Source organism: Domibacillus iocasae (assembly GCF_001750285.1).
GTDB lineage: Bacteria > Bacillota > Bacilli > Bacillales > Domibacillaceae > Domibacillus > Domibacillus iocasae.
The window spans coordinates 131,289-148,422 of the sequence record NZ_MAMP01000001.1; the positions used below are offsets into that span (position 1 = coordinate 131,289).

Sequence of the window (17,134 nt, forward strand, 5' to 3'; positions counted from 1 at the left end):
TCGCTTCCCCAACTCGCCCATGAGCGGCAAAGCTGAAACATTATTAGGCTTTGACGGACGCCCCGTAATCAGCCTTTAAGCGGGTTTATGCGAATGCATAAGCCAACAAGAGTGGTACCACGGAAGGTTAACGCCTGTCGTCTCTTTTATAGAGATGGCGGGCGTTTTTTATTTTATTTAAAAATGGAAGGATGAGTATGATGAAAAATGTGACGAAATATACACGCAATTATTTTATGCCGCCTGCAACGAGCTTGAAATGGACACAGAAAGAATACATTACCGAGGCACCGACTTGGTGCAGCGTTGATTTACGCGATGGCAACCAGGCGCTTATTATCCCGATGAACCTTCAAGAAAAGTTGGAATATTTCCAGGTGCTTGTCGAGGTCGGCTTTAAAGAAATCGAGGTCGGCTTCCCTGCTGCGTCCGATACAGAGTATACATTCCTTCGCACATTGATTGAGCAGGATTTGATTCCGGACGATGTCACGATCCAAGTGTTGACGCAGTCACGCGAGCACATTATCGAGAAAACATTTGAATCGCTTCGCGGCGCAAAAAATGCGGTCGTTCATTTGTACAACTCCACGTCTTTGGCACAGCGCGAGCAAGTGTTTAGACGTTCCAAAGAAGAAATTAAAGACATTGCCGTAAGCGGTGCAAAAATGCTGCAAAAATACGCAGCGGAAGTGGAAGGCAACTTTAAATTCCAATACTCGCCGGAAAGCTTTACCGGTACAGAAATTGAATTTGCACTTGATGTATGTAACAGTGTCCTTGACGTATGGCAGCCGACTGCTGACAATAAAGTAATAATCAACTTGCCGGCGACGGTGTCAATGTCGATGCCGCACGTGTATGCAAGCCAGATCGAATTCATGAGCGAAAACATGAAGTACCGTGAAAACGTTATTTTGTCGCTTCATCCGCATAATGACCGCGGCACAGGCGTTGCGGATGCGGAGCTTGGCATCTTAGCCGGCGCAGATCGCGTCGAAGGTACATTGTTTGGAAATGGCGAACGGACAGGAAACGTCGATATTGTTACGTTGGCATTAAATATGTACACGCACGGCGTTGATCCGAAGCTGAACTTGGATAACCTGCCGGCGATTCAGGAAGTGTATGAGCGCGTGACACGCATGACGATTCCGGACCGCCAGCCATATGCAGGAAAGCTTGTTTTTACGGCATTTTCCGGCTCACATCAGGATGCGATTGCCAAAGGCATGAAATGGCGTGAGCAGGAAGAGCGCAAACACTGGACCGTTCCGTATTTGCCGGTAGATCCGGAAGATATCGGCCGCGAATACGAAGGCGAAGTCATCCGGATTAACAGCCAGTCAGGAAAAGGCGGCATCGGCTACTTGCTTGAACAGGCATATGGCTTCGAACTTCCGCCGAAAATGCGCGAAACGCTTGGCTACAAAGTGAAAGACGTCTCGGATCGCAGTCAGAAAGAATTAATGACGAATGAAATCCACGACATTTTTATGAAGGAATTCGTCAACGTCGACACACCTGCTGCGCTTTTAGATTACACATTTGAAGGAAAAGATACAGCGACAACAACGATTCAAGTAAAAGTAAACGGTGAAACGAATAAATGGCACGGCGCCGGCAATGGCCGTCTGGATGCCATCAGCAATGCGCTTCAAACGGAGCTTGGTATTTCGTACAAAGATTTAACATACAAAGAACACGCCCAGTCGATTGGTTCGCAAGCCAATGCCGTCTCATACGTCAGCATTACATCCGACAACGGCACTGTATACTGGGGCTGCGGCATTGATCCCGATATCATGAACTCGTCCGTTAAAGCGTTGTTCAGCGCAGTGAATAATTTGCTGAAAGTAGAACAGGAACGCTTTGCGGCGACGAAATAAAACAAAAACCCGCTTCCCGGCGACGGGAAGCGGGTTTTTCTTGTTAAAAGAAATTATGGGTTTTGATAATGTCCTGCAGGATTACTGAAACTAAAAAAGCACCCCAATAACTCGGAGTGCTTTCACTAGAATTATTGCGCTGCTTCTGTTGCCGGCACATCTGTCGGCTGTTCAAAAGAATCTTCTACATTCGGGCTTGATGTGGTCGCTGCCGATGTAAAGTCAAACGGCGCTTCAAGAATTGTTTCGAAATCATCGATCAGCATGATGCCTTTTTTGCCTGTTAAATCTTCATGGCGGATCGTTAATGTTTTACGGTCAGAGGACAATGCAAAAGAAGTAGGGTCAAAATCGTTTTCTGTTCCATCGCCGTAGTCAAGAGAGAAGTAAAACATATCCGCAATGTCTCTTGGTGTATATTCTTCCGGTGCCGCTTCCTCGAGCACAATTTGCGTAGATGTGGCGGATGTCACTGTTGCATCAACAGCAACCGGATAATAGGAATTTTCGATGACAAACATAAACGTACGATACAGCAAATTCGCAAAATCGCCGCGTGTAATGTTCAAATCTGTTCCATACAAAGTGGACGTTTTACCGTTTGTGACGCCCGTTCCATACAGCGCTTCAATGTAAGGCTTAAACGCGCCGGCCGCATCTTTAAATGCTGTAGGCTCACTGTATTCTTGCAACTCAAAAGACAATACAAGAATTTTCGCCATCGCCCCGCGGCTAAGCGGTTCGTTCGGTCTGAATTCTGTTTTTGTGATCCCGGAAATAATCCCCGCTTCTTTCAAAGCATTCACAGACCCTTTGACCCGGCTGTTTACATCCTTAAAACCGGCATCCGGCGCACTTTCTGTATCCAGCCAGAGCATTTCAGCCAAAATAACCGCTGCATCCCCGCGTGTTAATGTTTTATACGTACCAAATTCAGTGGCGGAAACACCTTTAATTACTTCATTTTCATATAAAAAGTCAACAGCTTCCTCATAATTTGGGCCGACATCTTTAAATGGCAGGCTGTAAGCTGAGGCAGGAGCTGAAAAGCTGGCGACTGTGACGGCTGCGGCAGTTGTGGCTGTGAAAAATGCGTATTTATTCAATTCTGCTAATCTCCTATCTTAAGATGTGTTTAGCTGATTTTAGCATTTAAAGGCAATACGGTAAATAGTTCGCTAGACTTGGAAAAAGGAGTATGCTTTGAAGGTCTAACGGCTCTTGTTTAAATAACATTTTATTCTCTCATTTTTTTAATCAATGATCCCAGTTCTCCCATCAACGGATACTCCTACTCCTCCATCTGTTTATTTCTACAAGTCCATTTGCGTCAATTTATGTCCTATTTTATCTGTTTTTCATTCTAATACAATTATAGTTCTAAAGAGAACGTGAAGGTCGTCCGATATTAACAGTACGAATTGTGTAGAAACGAGGGATCTCTATGTTTACGTCGTCTATTCCATCAGGATACATTGAACTTTCCGGCCATCATTCGGTGCCGTTTGTTTTGCTTTCGATCTTTATTGCGTGTTTAGCGTCATATACAGCCCTATCTATGAATAAGCGGGTAAGCAGAAACTCTTTTTTACACCGGTCGATCTGGCTTATTTTGGCGTCGATGGCAATGGGCTTCGGTGTTTGGTCGATGCATTTTATCGGCATGAGCGCTTTTTCGCTTCCAGTTGCGATTAGCTATAACCATATATGGACCTTTCTATCGATTGTCCCCCCTGTTTTCGCTTCCTTCCTGGCTTTTTATTCATTGAGCCGTCCAAAGCAGTCGCTTTCCACTTTTATATTTGCGGGCCTTATGATGGGCTTTGGCATTGCGCTGATGCACTATTTGGGAATGGCTGCAATGTTAATGGAAGCAGTGTACATGTACAATATATGGCTCTTTCTTTTGTCGATCGCAATTGCGATCCTCGTTTCTTTTGTTGCGTTGTACATTTTTTCGAATTTGCAGCGGCTTATGGAAAAAAGGCGTATCCAAATTGTCACCGCTCTTTTGATGGGAACCGCCATTTCAAGCATGCATTATACCGGCATGGCAGCAATGTCTTTTTACGCGTCACCTGATTCTCTCATGAAAGGTCATGTGAGTCACACGGATATGGCGATGCTGACCACACTGGTTTCGATCGGGATGTTCTTATTGCTTAGTGCTTTGCTATTTTCAAGTATCATGGACCGTTATATTGACTACAGGATGAGTTATTTTGACGGGCTTACCGGTCTGCCAAACCGGCGTCAATTTGAAAAGATACTAAACAAACCGTCCGAAAGCCGCAATCTGGCCATTTGGCATTTCCACAATTTCGAAAAAATGAACAGTGGATACGGATATGCGTTTGGCGACCGCGTTATTCAGCGAATTGCTTGTGAACTGCGGGAAGCTCATCCTGGTTTTACGGATTTGTACCGAATTGAAGGCAACCGGTTTGCGTTTCTTGCCGAAGGAGTAGAGCCGGATATTTTCCGGCAGGCAATGGAGGCGATCACTCTTAAATGGAGGAAACCTTTTTTAGTGGAGGAAAAGTGGATTGATTTATCGTCTGTATGTGCCATTTCCTTTATAGAAGGAGCAGATACGCATGACCAGCTGTATGCGAACACCATGGCGGTTTTGGAACATCCTTTAACGGCGTATGCAAATCATGTCATTTCGTATGACCCGGCTGTTCACACGTTTTCATTTGAGCAGGAAGTTTTAAAGAGTCTCGATCGTGCAATGAAAGAAGATGAATTGTTTCTTGTGTATCAGCCGAAAATTTCCGCTGATTCTTATCGGTTAAACGGCTTTGAAGCTCTCATTCGCTGGCGTCATCCGGTTTACGGCTTGCTGTCGCCTGAGATTTTCATTCCGATTCTGGAACAGCATCATCGCATTGATGACGTGACCGATTGGGTCATTGACCGTGTGGCCCGGCAAATTAGTGAATGGGGAAAAAGTGGGAAACACAGTCAAAAAGTGGCGGTTAATATTCCAGGCGAATATATAACATCATCACGCCTGCTCGCTGTTTTAAAGAAAACGCTCGACTATTACCATGTTGATCCACGCCAGATTGAACTCGAACTGACCGAGACGAGTGTCGTTCAGTCTTCGGAAAGTGCGATTCGGGCGATCAGCTTATTTCGGGAACAAGGGTTTTCTGTTGCACTCGACGATTTCGGCACAGGGATTTCATCGCTTTCTTTTTTGCGGCAAATGCCGATTACGACGTTAAAAATCGATAAATCGTTCGTCGATGGGGTTCCGCAATCTGAAAAAGATTCAGCGATCTTAGACGCCATCATTACGCTCGGCCAGTCGTTAAATTTGGATATTGTCATCGAAGGCGTCGAGACGGCTGAACAAGTTCTTTTTCTTGTGACGACAGCACGTTCCCTGACGATTCAGGGCTACTACTATGCCAAGCCAATGACACCGGATGAACTGGCTGAGTGGCGGACAACCTTTTCAGCTGTCCCGGACGGGAATTATTTACTTTCTTAATGAATAACGGCTGTCCATTGCGAGACAGCCGTTATTATTTATGCAAGCTTTCCTTACAAAAAAATTGTGATATTTAATATGATGATCATTCTTTATTTTTTGCCCAAGCGGTTTATTTCTTTAAAAGCGCTTTGCATGTTCATCATCTTGCTTTGCTTCAGATTGTATAGAATGTTTCGTACCTGATTCCGGTGCATCCAATTTCGAATCAAACGGACGGTCGAGCTTGATGTCGTTGTGCGATTTGGAGTTGTTTTTCTTTTTAACAGCTCTGATAATTAAAAACCCAGTGATCCCAATAATCATCGCAAGAATCAAATACGGCATGTTTTTGCTCCTCTCCATCCACTCTATGTGGATATCAACTAATATTTTTTGAAATACAACCAATTTTTATACAATAAAAAGCAGGTTAGGCGTATAAAACCGGATGCTTTTAAGAAAGAGCAACAAAGATGTTCATAACCCCACCCTCGTTTTCTGTAATTTCATCACTAAATCAGTGAAAATAATACGCCTGTTAACCGAATTTTCCATTCTTCTGGAGCAAAAAGTAAAGGGACTTCTTCCGAAACAGTGACAGAATCCGTTTTTAAACACACAAAAAGAGATTAATGAAATGACTGGTCTCCGCATCCGTGTTATATCCCTCTTTTTAAGCTATAACGGTTACTTCGTTTTCCGATTGGAGCCGTCCCTGAATCTGCGCTTTTTCGGTCAGCTGGCTGTCTGGCGACTGGCATCCCGCTAAAACAATGAACAGACATAAAAAAAACAGCTATCTTTTTTTCATTTTTGGCTCCTTCCTGCTATTCTCCATGCATAAAACAAAACATATCCGATCATGCCTCCGATTGTATTCAGCAGCACATCATCCACATCGAAGCTGCCGAGTCCAAATAGAAGCTGAACCACTTCATAAAAAAGGCTGAACGCAGCAGACCCCACGGTCGTACGGATAATGCTATGGAAGCGATGAATAAAAAGCGGCAGCAGAACGCCAAACGGAATAAAAAGCAGGACATTTCCGGCTAAGTTTTGCATCCGTATAGCTGGATTTAATGGTGATGGAGCGAGATACAATTCAATCGTTCGAAATGGTATCAGATTTGCCGACTGCCATCTGAAAGCGATTTGACTCATATCCACCATCTGCCATATGTTTTGCGAAGGAATGTGCTTTAATAAAATAAATTTCGTCATAACAAGTACATATACGATAAAAACAAGCCATTTCGCAACACGCATCTTTTTTCTCCCCCTCTCTTTACGGACCGTCCATTTCTTTAGTAGCCCGTGATGCGCCGGTCATCTTCATAAGGGCACGAAAATGAAAAACGATCCGCCACCCGAACCGCGGTCTGACGGAACAAATCGCACATGGCAACCAGCGCCCGCCACACGTCTTCGCTTTCTCCGCGCGCTAAACCTTTTGCCACATAGCTTGTGATCCACCGAAACTCGTTGCAGCAGTCCTCCTAAAAAGAGGCAGACGGCTTTTTCACCCCGTAATCAAGGTTTGAGGGCCTCGGCATGACTGAGATTCGCTCATCTTTATCCAGCAAAATAGCGAGAATCTTCTTTCGCATAGTGTTCGATGTCTGACAGTCGCATAAGCGTCAAATCGATGCGGTTTTCCATCAGCAAACAGCATTACGGCCGCCGAGCTGCGGTGGGAAGAGTGTCATGTTTTTCGGCGTCTGCATCATGAGCTGCTTCCCAAACACATCGATCCAGTCCGGGTTATGTAAAAATGATTCCATGTCTATGACCTCATAAACGATGTTATATTCCTGAAATTCGTCATTTGGCGCATTCGGGTTCACACGCGAGCCATTTATCCCCATCAGGCGCACCCGCTCATCCTTCACGGCAAAACCTAAAAGAAGATCCATCATTTCCTGTTCCATCCGTCGCTTTTTTCGCATACCCATCCCCCGCTTTTTTATTTACGCCATACGCCCCCGCCACTCATCTCAAATCCGCATTTTTTATAAAACGAAGCTTTTTCATTTTCGAATGTCAGGGTAACGATTTCCACCCCAAATAGTCCGGCTTCTTCCAGCAGGTGCTTCACCAGCATTTTCCCCATTCCTTTTCCCTGAAAATCGGGATGAACAAGAATGTCTTCCATGTATCCGTGCTGGAGTCCCATGCCACACACGTACCCGAATGCAATGAGTTTCCCGCTGGCGCAACGGGCACCCGCCCAAAAATAACAGCGTTCAAAAAGAATCGGATAGTCCTGGTCACGTCGGTCCCAGCCGATTCTTTCACGCAAATCCGGCACTTCATGATTGGCGATGGAAAGATTCTTTATTATATTCAGCGTGAAGCACCCCTTTCATCATCTGCTTGTAAAAAAGAAATAAGATCCTTGCTCACTTTGTCCGATCCTTCACCCAACCAGATTAAATGCCCCCACGTATTGTAAAATTTTAGCGAGGCAGAAGAAATATGAGTTTTAGCAAAATAAGCATGCGCATTGGAAACAGAACGGTCATTCAAGCTTGCCTGGATGAGTGTCGGGCACTGTACACGGGCTAAGTCCTCTTTCTGCAGAAGCGCTGAATTTTTCAAATCGAGTAAAAAGCCTTTGCCGGACCGCTGACGGTTATTCATTTTCCGAATCTCTTCAATATCTTCTTCCCAAATTAAATGCTGCGCCTGCTCATAAGGCAGTGTGCTTAAAGAAGAAAACATCGGCTTAAATGATAAGCGCGGACTACAATTTCCAAAAGTTGATAGAAGCCTCCATGTCCATCGTTCAATAGGAAACCGAAATATTACTTGTGCCGTTTTGTATTCTGTGTGTTCCGCTGTCAGCCACCGGCCGACCACCGCGCTTTGCAGCGTCATAGTGTTGATTCTTTCTGGAAATAACGCAGCCAGCTTGATTGCACTCGTCCCTCCGGCGGACATCCCAATTAGATGCACACGGTCCACCTGCAAATGATCCAGCAGCTCCACATACCGGCAGACCGCGTCATGAAGGGAAGCTGTTGTCGTCATACCATATCCCGCCCGCGACGGCGTGATGATTTTGAACCCGTGATCGAGCAAATGCCGGTAGCCAAACTCCTCATAGCAATTGGAGTGTCCGCCATGCATCACCAGCACCGGTGTCCCGTCGCCAATAATCGAATACTCTGTTACATGGCCGTTCGTTTCGTATGTCCCAATAATCCGGTTCAATCTGTTTCCTCCCTTATCAGTTCAGCACCTGTTGATTTGACCCTGTCAAGCCCGTCATCCTTCTAAAAGTGCCAAATAATACTGTTCTTCCCCGTTTGATCCGAACAACCGGCCAGAAAAAATAGCATGATGAGTGCTGCAGTTCTTTTTTTCATTTTGCAATGACTCCCTTTTCAATCAATTCTCCTTTCCTATTTAAGGAAAATAAACTGGGTGTTATTCATCTAACACGCCCGCTGCCCCAATGATCTCATTTTTACTTTCCATAAATAGAAATTAAGACAACACCGCTGCTTCCCTGCTCTTCTTGTAAATTCTCCTCTTTTTATTGTCCATCCACACCTCATTTTGTCCAGTTATCACGATTTTGTGTCCATTCAGAAAAATTTGTGCTCGCTCACGCCAAAAATTCGTCTTCCGACACAACCTTAATTCCATGCCGCCGCAACAGCGCCGTCGTTACGCCGGCTCCGGTGATTTTTTCTCCTGAAAAGGTGCCGTTATAAATAAAGCCACTGCCGCACGACGGGCTGTTTTCTTTTAAAATAACAGTCGTCGCGCCGTTTTCGCGTGCAATCTTGAGTGTTTCCTCCGCACCAGAAACATACATATCCGTTACGTCACAGCCAAACTGATCGACCACTTTTGCCTGTCCGTCCAGCACATCATCCCCCGTTCCTCCGATAATTTCCGCCGGCGGCCTCGGTGTCTGAAATCCGCCCAGAAGTTCGGGACAGACCATCACCGCTTTTTTCTCTTCGACCAGCTTGTGAATGCGTTCATCAAGCCGATCCGTCCCGTTATATCGCACCTTCATTCCCGCAAGGCACGAGCTCACTAAGATCATAATTATCACTCTCCTGGTATATATCCGACGACTTCTTTCATTTCTGGATCAACAAGGATGACAGGTACACTTATTACACTTGGTTTTTCATCCGCAAACGACACTGCCACCCACTCTTTTGAATTAGACGAACGAACCCATTCCACGTCCTGTACCTCTTTTTTCACATTCACAGTGGCCATCTTTTCCGCTCTCACAGTCCAATCCTGTTCCTGCAAAAAATCCCACGCCGCTTGTTTTTCCCGCCCAAATTCACCGTCAAATTCTGCCTGATTGCTGTTTGCACATCCTGTTAAGCACATAAAAAGCAAAAATCCATTTCCCCACTTTGTGCGCCGCCTTTTCGCATGTCAGTCTCTCACTACGTTAAAGCGCCCGGAGACTGACGCTAATCAATGAAAATATAACATAAAAAGGAAATGAAAACGTCTTATCTGTTATTTTTCCTGAAATGATTTACACTGTACAAAAAGGAGATGGTTCAAAATGGCGGAGCATATTTTCACCTTACATGCCGACTGGCCCGGCGGCCGCAATGATACCGGCACGATTAACGCGGGAAATTTAAACACGACGGTGTCGATTCCGTCTGAAATGAACGGTCCCGGCATCGGGACGAATCCGGATGAAATGTTGCTCGGGGCAGCGGCAACATGCTACATTATTACACTCGCCGCCATGATGGAACGAAATAATTTGCAAAAAGAGTCACTCACAATGACATCAGAAGGTATGGTGGATGTGACAAATGGCGTTATCACATATCAAAAAATTATTCACAAGCCTCGCATTGTATTAAAAGCGGATGCGACCGAAAAAGACCTTCAAAAAGCGCACAAACTGGTGGAAAAAGCAGAGACATCCTGCATGATCAGCCGCGCTGTTAAAGGAAATGTCGAAATTGAATTGAGGGCTTCCATCGAAAAAGTGCTATCATCTTCCTAAGGAGATGAACTTATGAAAACAGTTGTTATCATTGGCGGCGGCATTACCGGTATGACCGCTATGTACCATCTGACTAATCAACATCCGGACTGGAACATCGTACTTGTGGAAAGAAACGAACAGCTTGGCGGCAAAATCCGGACGATAACACAGGATGGCTTTACAATTGAAGCGGGTGCAGATTCAATCGTCGCCCGGAATGCTGGCGTACTGCCCCTCGTCGAGGAACTCGGGTTGATGGACAAACTTGTTTATAACGAAACGGGCGTGTCGTACTTGTATACGAATAACATGCTTCACAAAATACCGGAAGAAACCGTGTTTGGCATTCCAACAAGCGTGGAATCACTGAATGAAAGCACGATCATTTCTGACCAAGCGAAACAAGAAGCGCTGAATGACTTTGAAAAAACGGACAATCCGTTTGGACCGGATGATTCCGTTGGCGATTTTTTAACGTATTATTTGGGCCGCGAGATCGTCGAAAAGCAAATCGCTCCCGTTCTCTCCGGTGTTTACTCCGGCAGGCTTGATCAGCTGACGATGAAGTCAACACTGCCCTACTTGCTTGACTACAAAAACGAATACGGCAGCATTATTAAAGGCTTTTCGGCAAACAAAGAAACGTTTCTCGGCGACAAAGCGCGCAAGAAATTTATTTCATTTAATGGCGGACTTGCGGTACTGATTGACCGTCTTGAAGAAAAATCACCCGGTGCGCGCATTTTAAAGGACACGGCAGTAACGAACGTGTCCGGACAGGGCGTGACACTCAGTTCAGGCGAAACCATTGAAGCGGATGACATTGTGCTCGCTGTGCCGCATGACGCGGCCCAAAAAATAATGGCCGATCCAGTGCTTGATGAACAGTTTAGCGAATTGAAAAATTCATCGCTCATCAGTGTGTACCTCGGCTTTGATATACCGGATGAACGCCTGCCGGCAGATGGGACCGGGTTTATTGTCACAGACGGGACGGATTTGACGTGTGATGCGTGCACATGGACAAGTCGGAAATGGACCCATACATCAGCAGACCGGCGCCTCCTCGTGCGGCTTTTTTACAAAAGCTCTAACCCGCATTACGAAACAGTTGCCGGCCTGAATGAAGCTGAACTGACAAAAGCGGCGCTGCTGGATTTAGGAAAAAGCCTTGGGATTGCCAAAAGACCCATTACCATTGAAGTAACAAGATGGACGAACCTTATGCCAAATTACCATTTAGGCCATGGGCAGGCAGTAGCAGGGCTTGCCGGCAAAATGAAGGAGCGCTCGCCAAACGTGCATCTGGCTGGCTGTTCCTACTTCGGCGTCGGCATCGGCGCCTGCATTCAGAACGGCCGGAGCATTGCGCATACGATCTCAGGAAACGGGGACACTTTTCAAAAGGGGTGATCTCTATGAATGATAAACAGTACGATGAAAAATTCGTGAAGAACACACAGCAAATGCAAATCGAGGCGAACGAGCGACAAAAAGACAAGAACCGCGAGCCAGACGACCAAAACCGAATGAAAAGCGTCGAAAACCGGCGCATGTAATCAAGGTGTTCCGCTCCCGGCGGGACACTTTTTTTATGAATCAGCATGTGTTTTTTGTTTTGAAAAATGGAGAGAACAGGCCAAAAGCGAGTTTTTCTCTTCTGTCATCATCCCCATGATGATAACGTGGGGATTCAGCTGCGTAAGACCGGGCAGACAACAGGCGACAAAAAATGGGGATTGTCCTTGAAAGGGAAGACGGATCGGCGCCGACCTCCAGCCAGATTATCAAGCGCATTCTATATCGCGATTCCGTCAGCGGACTTGTTTATTTCAAGGACCGGGATCGCTTTAAAGCGCAAAGTGGCACTCAACTCCCACATAATGCGTTTGCCGGCACAATCGTTAAAGAAACCAATGGTTATGACTGAAAGCAGCCCTCGAACAAGAGAAGACTGGTTTTTACGCCTAAACGATACGAAGCACCTTTCGCATATTTGGCAAAACATGATGACACTGCTTTTTCCTCCTCCTTTTCTTTTGAACATTTCGGTGTGCTACACTAGGAAGAAAAAGCAGGTGAGCACATGCTTTCAACGTTTTTGGCCCGGAACATCATTACAGATGTGAAAAAGTTTATTGATGAAGACATCATTATCGTATCGATCGACGGCATCATTATCGCCAGCTCCGATGAATCGCGCGTCGGCACGTTTCATGAGGGCGCGCTGCTTTGTGCAAAAGAACGCCGGACAATGATTATTTATAAGGAAGATGAAAAACGGCTGAAAGGAGTCAAAAACGGACTCAACCTGCCGATTTTTTTTGATAAGCGCGTCATTGGCGTCATCGGCATTACCGGTGATCCGGAGACCATTTTGCCATATGGGGAGCTTCTGCGGAAAATGACCGAGCTGTTGGTGCAGGAAAGCTACTATTCTGAAGAGCGGCAGTGGCGTATGCGCGGGCTGGAATCGTTTGTGTATGACTGGCTGAAAGCGGATGAACTGTCGCCGCCTTTACGTGAGCGGGCGGCTATTTTCGGAGTGGACCTTATGCGGGACAAGCAGTTTATTTTGATCAATTCCTCTTTTACATACAGCAGTGTGACCGAGCTGACACGTTTATGGGATGATGGGCGCGGACTGGATTTTTTTATCCACCGTGGTCACGACCGCATCCTCCTCGTTCATACTGTTCATGATGATGCGGCAGTGCTTCCGTTTAAGCTGGATAAATTACTCCGATTCACCGGCGGACGGATCGGGGTTGGGCAAATTGTAACGCCTGAAGCAGCAGCGATCGGATTTACTCAGGCAGAGCGGGCGCTTCTTGCAGCGAAACCTGGCTGTATTATGTATGAACAAGACCTCCGCCTTTCCCTTTGCCTCCATGACATCCGCCCTGAAACAAAAGCGGAGTTTGTTAAACGGATTTTGCAGAAAGCGGATGGACATGATGAATTAATTCACACTGTACGGACTTTTTTTGATCAAAATATGTCGCTGAAACAAACGGCAGAAACATTAAACATTCACATTAACACGCTTCATTACCGGCTGAAAAAATGGCAGGAGTTGACTAAGCAGGACGTTCGGAAAACGGAAGAGGCTTTCTCGACGTACCTTGCGCTAAATTTTTTAGATGAACATACAAAATAAATCAAAGAAAAAGCCCTTTTTTCTCATCTTTCTCTATAGGAATCACTATAAAAAGCCCTTATGATAGAAAAAAAGGAGCGAACACGATGATTTCTACTCAAACAATGAACACGTTTAAAACGATCGTCGGCGAGGAAAATGTGATCACTTCATCCGCCGGCCGGCTTGTGTATTCATACGATGCAACACCGAACTTCCAGTCGATGCCGGACGCCGTTATCGCGCCGCGCAATACGGAGGAAGTGTCACAAATTGTAACCGTTTGCCGCGAGCAAAAAATCCCGATTGTTCCGCGCGGCTCCGGCACCAACCTTGCCGCAGGCACTGTTCCGTCTGAAGGCGGCATCGTTCTTCTGTTTAAACATATGAACCATATTTTAGAAATTGATGAAGAAAATTTAACCGTGACCGTGCAGCCCGGTGTCGTTACGCTCGACATGATCAAAGCCGTGGAACAAAAAGGCTTGTTTTACCCGCCGGATCCGAGCTCGATGAAAATTTCGACAATCGGCGGCAACATTAACGAAAATTCCGGCGGCCTGCGCGGCTTAAAATACGGGGTGACGCGTGATTACGTGATGGCGCTCCAGGCGGTCCTGCCGAATGGCGACATTATCCGGACCGGCGGCAAGCTCGCAAAAGATGTAGCCGGCTACGATTTAACAAGGCTGCTTGTCGGATCGGAAGGCACACTTGCCATCATTACAGAAGCGACGTTGAAGCTTATTCCGATGCCGGAAACGAAACAAACGATGCTGGCTCTGTATAACAGCATGGACGCGGCGGCAAAGTCCGTCAGTGAAATCATCGCGGCGAAAATCATTCCGGCAACGCTTGAATTTTTAGACCGGCCGACGCTCATTGCGGTTGAAGATTTTGCCCAAATCGGCTTACCGACGGATGTTGAAGCTGTGCTGCTCATTGAACAAGACGGCCCTCCTGAAATCGTTGCCCGTGATATGGAAAAGATGGCGGAAATCTGCACACGTGAGCAGGCCGTTTCGGTACAGATTGCGGCAACCGAAGCGGAAGCGCTGGCGCTCACAACCGCAAGACGAGCCGCTCTTTCCGCTCTCGCCCGGCTGAAGCCGACAACAATTTTAGAAGATGCTACCGTGCCGCGTTCGGAAATCGTCAACATGGTGAAAGCGATCAATGAGATTGCAGAAAAACATAATGTGCGCATTGCCACGTTCGGCCATGCCGGCGACGGAAACCTGCATCCGACGTGCCCGACCGACGCACGCGACCATGACGAAATGGAACGGGTCGAGGCGGCATTTGCGGATATTTTTTCGAAAGCGATTGAACTCGGCGGCACGATTACCGGCGAGCACGGTGTCGGCATGATGAAAGCGCCGTACTTGGAATGGAAAATGGGTCCCGAAGGCATCGCCATTATGAAAGCAATCAAGCATTCGTTTGATCCTGACAACATCATGAATCCGGGCAAAATGTTTGCAAAAGAAACGAGAAAACGGGTGGTGGTGACACAATGACAACGATGACAGCACGAGAACGAACGATTCAAGAACAATTCAGTCTGCGGATGGACGAAGGCGAGCTCCTCAACTGCATGCGGTGCGGCTTCTGCCTCCCCTCTTGTCCGACGTACATCGAAACAGGCTTTGATGAAAGCCAGTCGCCGCGCGGACGAATCGCACTGATGAAAGCGGTCCATGATGGGCTGATCGCACCGGACGAGGAAGTTGAACGGTCACTGAACTTATGCCTCGGCTGCCGGGCATGTGAGCCCGTTTGCCCGGCCGGCGTGAATTACGGGCACCTTTTGGAGGAAGCACGCGATATTTTTGCCGATCACAACGAATTTAAGCCGGCAACAAAAGCAATCCGTAAAACGGTGTTTGAAGGCTTGTTCCCACACCAAAACCGGATGGAACACGCGGTTACCCTGCTCGGCATTTACCAGCGGAGCGGCTTGCAAAAAACAGCGCGAAAACTCGGCTTTATGAAGCTGTTTCCAGATAGCATGCAGGCGATGGAGCGCGCCCTTCCTGCTGTACCGAAGCGAAGCGACATGAAAAAGCGTGGGCGTTCTTTTACTGCACTGGCTGAAAAAAAAGCAACAGTCGCCTTTTTCTCCGGCTGCTTAATGGATACGATGTTTTTGGGTACCAACAACGCCACCGTGAAGCTTCTGCAAAAAGCGGGATGCGACATTGTTATTCCAGACGGGCAGAATTGCTGCGGCGCGCTTCACGGCCACAGCGGCGAAAAGGATGGCGCGAAAGAACTTGCCAAGCGCAACATCGACGCATTTGAACAAACAAATGCGGACTATATCATTACAAACGCCGGCGGCTGCGGAGCATTTTTAATCGACTACGATCATCTCCTAAAAGACGATCCTGACTACAGCGAACGCGCCAAAGCGTTTACCGCGAAAATAAAAGACATTACGCAAATTTTGTTTGAACTGAATTTCCATGAACGCGTTGGGCTAAATGTAAATCCACAGGTCATTACGTATCAGGATTCGTGTCATTTGCGCAACGTCATGCACACCCATATCGCCCCGCGTGTGTTAATGCAGTCGATCACGGGCGCAGAGTACCGTGAAATGGACAATGCCGACTCGTGCTGCGGGTCCGCCGGCATCTACAACATTGTCGAAAGCGACATGTCGATGCAGATTTTGGATCATAAAATGGACAAAGCAAAAGCAACAAACGCGCATACGATTGTGACCGCAAATCCTGGCTGCCTGCTGCAAATGAAGCTTGGCATTGAACGTGAAGGCTTATCAGAAAGTGTCCGGGCGGTCCACATTGTTGACCTCTTGCTTGAGGCGTGCGACGAGTTCCCGCTTTAACGCTTCACGGTCTTTTTCAAAATTCACATCCAGCACTTCCATTGTTTCTTGTTTTTTAAACCATTCCGGCAGCTTTTCTTGCCGGAATGGTTTTTTTGTGCGCTGACGATCGTTTTCCCAATTGCGCAAAATTTTGCGTATGTATGCCCATGTGGTAATCCCTTTTGCTTTCGCAATATCAATCGCTTCGTTGACCTTTTCTTTTCCAAGTGACTGTTCAAATTTGGCGCGTTCCGATAAAGAAAAATCTACTGTTAAAGTCTTTTGTTTGTTTCTCTCTGGTATAGGGCTGTCCAATGCGACCGCATCTTTTATTCGTTCTGGCTCATTCGTCCGGTCAAATTGACCGATTGCGTCGTATTGAATTGCGTACCATTTCGTTTTATCAAATGCCATTGTATTGAAGTTGCCAGTTAAAATAAGCCCCTGCTTCTCCAGGCTTTTCAGCGCCCAGGTAATCGTCGTTACACTCCAAAAAGGAAACTGCTTCTGCCATTCTTCATATGTATTGTACACCCAGCTTTTCCCTTCAACTACATGTTTCTTTTTGTCGACCCAATAGTGGATTTGCTGCAAAATAATCGTTTCGTTTAACCCGATTTCAGTCGCGAGTTTTGGTGAAATAAGCAGCGGACGATCGTTAAAAATCAATTTAGACATGAGGAAAACTCCTTTTATTTTTTATATATAGAAAAAGAAGAAAAATCGATACCGTTTCCGTAAATTCGCTACAGTAAACAGAAAAACGCGGCGGAGGAGAAAAATATGAAGCTGGATTCAC

The 17,134-nt window shown here is 46.4% G+C and carries 18 protein-coding genes, 1 pseudogene and 1 other annotated feature (1 of these 20 running past the window's edge); of the genes and pseudogenes, 9 read left to right on the forward strand and 10 right to left on the reverse strand.

Features of this window, described 5'->3' with window-relative positions; genetic code table 11:
• Positions 1 to 148 (forward strand) — a binding site (T-box leader) (it extends 76 nt beyond the left edge of the window).
• 52 nt (positions 149 to 200) lie between these two features.
• On the forward strand, positions 201 to 1,889 hold the full coding sequence (locus tag BA724_RS00700) for a 2-isopropylmalate synthase (protein WP_069936774.1): 1,689 nt from the start codon (positions 201 to 203) through the stop codon (positions 1,887 to 1,889).
• A gap of 131 nt (positions 1,890 to 2,020) precedes the next feature.
• On the opposite strand, the gene BA724_RS00705 is transcribed toward BA724_RS00700, so the two are convergent.
• Positions 2,021 to 2,995, reverse strand: a complete 975-nt coding sequence (locus BA724_RS00705) for an S-layer homology domain-containing protein (RefSeq protein ID WP_069936775.1) — start codon at positions 2,993 to 2,995, stop codon at positions 2,021 to 2,023.
• A 338-nt stretch (positions 2,996 to 3,333) separates the two neighbouring features.
• On the opposite strand from BA724_RS00705, the gene BA724_RS00710 reads away from it, so the two are divergent.
• Positions 3,334 to 5,391 (forward strand): bifunctional diguanylate cyclase/phosphodiesterase, encoded by a 2,058-nt coding sequence (locus BA724_RS00710; RefSeq protein WP_069936776.1) that lies wholly within the window; start codon positions 3,334 to 3,336, stop codon positions 5,389 to 5,391.
• 120 nt (positions 5,392 to 5,511) lie between these two features.
• Here the strand turns inward: BA724_RS00710 and BA724_RS00715 are convergent, their stop codons facing one another.
• The 8 genes and pseudogenes from BA724_RS00715 to BA724_RS00745 all read right to left on the reverse strand — a co-directional run bounded on the left by BA724_RS00715 (position 5,512) and on the right by BA724_RS00745 (position 9,744).
• Complete coding sequence (locus tag BA724_RS00715; protein WP_069936777.1) at positions 5,512 to 5,718, reverse strand: FeoB-associated Cys-rich membrane protein; 207 nt, start codon at positions 5,716 to 5,718, stop codon at positions 5,512 to 5,514.
• A gap of 462 nt (positions 5,719 to 6,180) precedes the next feature.
• Positions 6,181 to 6,639 carry a VanZ family protein gene (locus BA724_RS00720; RefSeq protein ID WP_069936778.1) on the reverse strand — a complete coding sequence of 153 codons (459 nt, stop codon included), beginning with the start codon at positions 6,637 to 6,639 and terminating at the stop codon, positions 6,181 to 6,183.
• Positions 6,640 to 6,677: 38 nt separating this feature from the next.
• A complete protein-coding gene (locus BA724_RS18960) occupies positions 6,678 to 6,830 on the reverse strand; it encodes an aminoglycoside 6-adenylyltransferase (RefSeq protein WP_083255978.1) in 153 nt (50 codons plus the stop codon).
• Positions 6,816 to 7,325, reverse strand: a pseudogene (locus tag BA724_RS18195) (aminoglycoside 6-adenylyltransferase); the annotation flags it as partial. The pseudogene BA724_RS18195 and the gene BA724_RS18960, both read right to left, overlap by 15 nt.
• Before the next feature lie 11 nt (positions 7,326 to 7,336).
• Positions 7,337 to 7,681, reverse strand: a complete 345-nt coding sequence (locus tag BA724_RS00730; RefSeq protein WP_342669977.1) for a GNAT family N-acetyltransferase — start codon at positions 7,679 to 7,681, stop codon at positions 7,337 to 7,339.
• Between the two features lie 35 nt (positions 7,682 to 7,716).
• Entirely contained in the window at positions 7,717 to 8,586 is an 870-nt protein-coding gene (locus tag BA724_RS00735) for an alpha/beta fold hydrolase (protein WP_069936781.1), read from the reverse strand.
• Between the two features lie 397 nt (positions 8,587 to 8,983).
• Positions 8,984 to 9,433: a 2-thiouracil desulfurase family protein gene (locus tag BA724_RS00740; protein WP_069936782.1), complete on the reverse strand. Its 450-nt coding sequence runs from the start codon at positions 9,431 to 9,433 to the stop codon at positions 8,984 to 8,986.
• Between the two features lie 5 nt (positions 9,434 to 9,438).
• Complete coding sequence (locus BA724_RS00745) at positions 9,439 to 9,744, reverse strand: hypothetical protein (protein ID WP_069936783.1); 306 nt, start codon at positions 9,742 to 9,744, stop codon at positions 9,439 to 9,441.
• A 175-nt stretch (positions 9,745 to 9,919) separates the two neighbouring features.
• On the opposite strand from BA724_RS00745, the gene BA724_RS00750 reads away from it, so the two are divergent.
• The 7 genes from BA724_RS00750 to BA724_RS00775 all read left to right on the forward strand — a co-directional run bounded on the left by BA724_RS00750 (position 9,920) and on the right by BA724_RS00775 (position 16,353).
• Entirely contained in the window at positions 9,920 to 10,378 is a 459-nt protein-coding gene (locus tag BA724_RS00750) for an OsmC family protein (RefSeq protein ID WP_069936784.1), read from the forward strand.
• Positions 10,379 to 10,390: 12 nt separating this feature from the next.
• Positions 10,391 to 11,773, forward strand: a complete 1,383-nt coding sequence (gene hemG, locus BA724_RS00755) for a protoporphyrinogen oxidase (RefSeq protein WP_069936785.1) — start codon at positions 10,391 to 10,393, stop codon at positions 11,771 to 11,773.
• A gap of 5 nt (positions 11,774 to 11,778) precedes the next feature.
• Positions 11,779 to 11,919 (forward strand): hypothetical protein, encoded by a 141-nt coding sequence (locus BA724_RS18405; RefSeq protein ID WP_169818471.1) that lies wholly within the window; start codon positions 11,779 to 11,781, stop codon positions 11,917 to 11,919.
• A 173-nt stretch (positions 11,920 to 12,092) separates the two neighbouring features.
• Positions 12,093 to 12,290: a hypothetical protein gene (locus BA724_RS00760; RefSeq protein WP_069936786.1), complete on the forward strand. Its 198-nt coding sequence runs from the start codon at positions 12,093 to 12,095 to the stop codon at positions 12,288 to 12,290.
• 156 nt (positions 12,291 to 12,446) lie between these two features.
• Positions 12,447 to 13,520 (forward strand): CdaR family transcriptional regulator, encoded by a 1,074-nt coding sequence (locus BA724_RS00765; RefSeq protein ID WP_069936787.1) that lies wholly within the window; start codon positions 12,447 to 12,449, stop codon positions 13,518 to 13,520.
• An 86-nt stretch (positions 13,521 to 13,606) separates the two neighbouring features.
• The gene (glcD, locus tag BA724_RS00770; RefSeq protein WP_069936788.1) at positions 13,607 to 15,019 is read left to right on the forward strand and encodes a glycolate oxidase subunit GlcD; all 1,413 of its coding nucleotides are present in this window, start codon (positions 13,607 to 13,609) and stop codon (positions 15,017 to 15,019) included.
• Entirely contained in the window at positions 15,016 to 16,353 is a 1,338-nt protein-coding gene (locus BA724_RS00775) for a (Fe-S)-binding protein (protein WP_069936789.1), read from the forward strand. The genes glcD and BA724_RS00775 overlap by 4 nt, the downstream gene beginning before the upstream one ends.
• Here the strand turns inward: BA724_RS00775 and BA724_RS00780 are convergent.
• Positions 16,285 to 17,013, reverse strand: coding sequence for a DnaD domain protein (locus BA724_RS00780; protein WP_069936790.1), 729 nt, complete (start codon positions 17,011 to 17,013; stop codon positions 16,285 to 16,287). The two genes, BA724_RS00775 and BA724_RS00780, sit on opposite strands and share 69 nt — an antisense overlap.
• Positions 17,014 to 17,134 lie beyond the last annotated feature (121 nt).

Coding starts and splice junctions, on each gene's coding strand:
- BA724_RS00700 (WP_069936774.1), top strand. CDS start 201: ATGAAAAATGTGACGAAATATACACGCAATTATTTTATGCCGCCTGCA.
- BA724_RS00710 (WP_069936776.1), top strand. CDS start 3,334: ATGTTTACGTCGTCTATTCCATCAGGATACATTGAACTTTCCGGCCAT.
- BA724_RS00715 (WP_069936777.1), bottom strand. CDS start 5,718: ATGCCGTATTTGATTCTTGCGATGATTATTGGGATCACTGGGTTTTTA.
- BA724_RS00720 (WP_069936778.1), bottom strand. CDS start 6,639: ATGCGTGTTGCGAAATGGCTTGTTTTTATCGTATATGTACTTGTTATG.
- BA724_RS00740 (WP_069936782.1), bottom strand. CDS start 9,433: ATGATCTTAGTGAGCTCGTGCCTTGCGGGAATGAAGGTGCGATATAAC.
- BA724_RS00750 (WP_069936784.1), top strand. CDS start 9,920: ATGGCGGAGCATATTTTCACCTTACATGCCGACTGGCCCGGCGGCCGC.
- hemG (WP_069936785.1), top strand. CDS start 10,391: ATGAAAACAGTTGTTATCATTGGCGGCGGCATTACCGGTATGACCGCT.
- BA724_RS18405 (WP_169818471.1), top strand. CDS start 11,779: ATGAATGATAAACAGTACGATGAAAAATTCGTGAAGAACACACAGCAA.
- BA724_RS00760 (WP_069936786.1), top strand. CDS start 12,093: ATGGGGATTGTCCTTGAAAGGGAAGACGGATCGGCGCCGACCTCCAGC.
- BA724_RS00765 (WP_069936787.1), top strand. CDS start 12,447: ATGCTTTCAACGTTTTTGGCCCGGAACATCATTACAGATGTGAAAAAG.
- glcD (WP_069936788.1), top strand. CDS start 13,607: ATGATTTCTACTCAAACAATGAACACGTTTAAAACGATCGTCGGCGAG.
- BA724_RS00775 (WP_069936789.1), top strand. CDS start 15,016: ATGACAACGATGACAGCACGAGAACGAACGATTCAAGAACAATTCAGT.
- BA724_RS00780 (WP_069936790.1), bottom strand. CDS start 17,013: ATGTCTAAATTGATTTTTAACGATCGTCCGCTGCTTATTTCACCAAAA.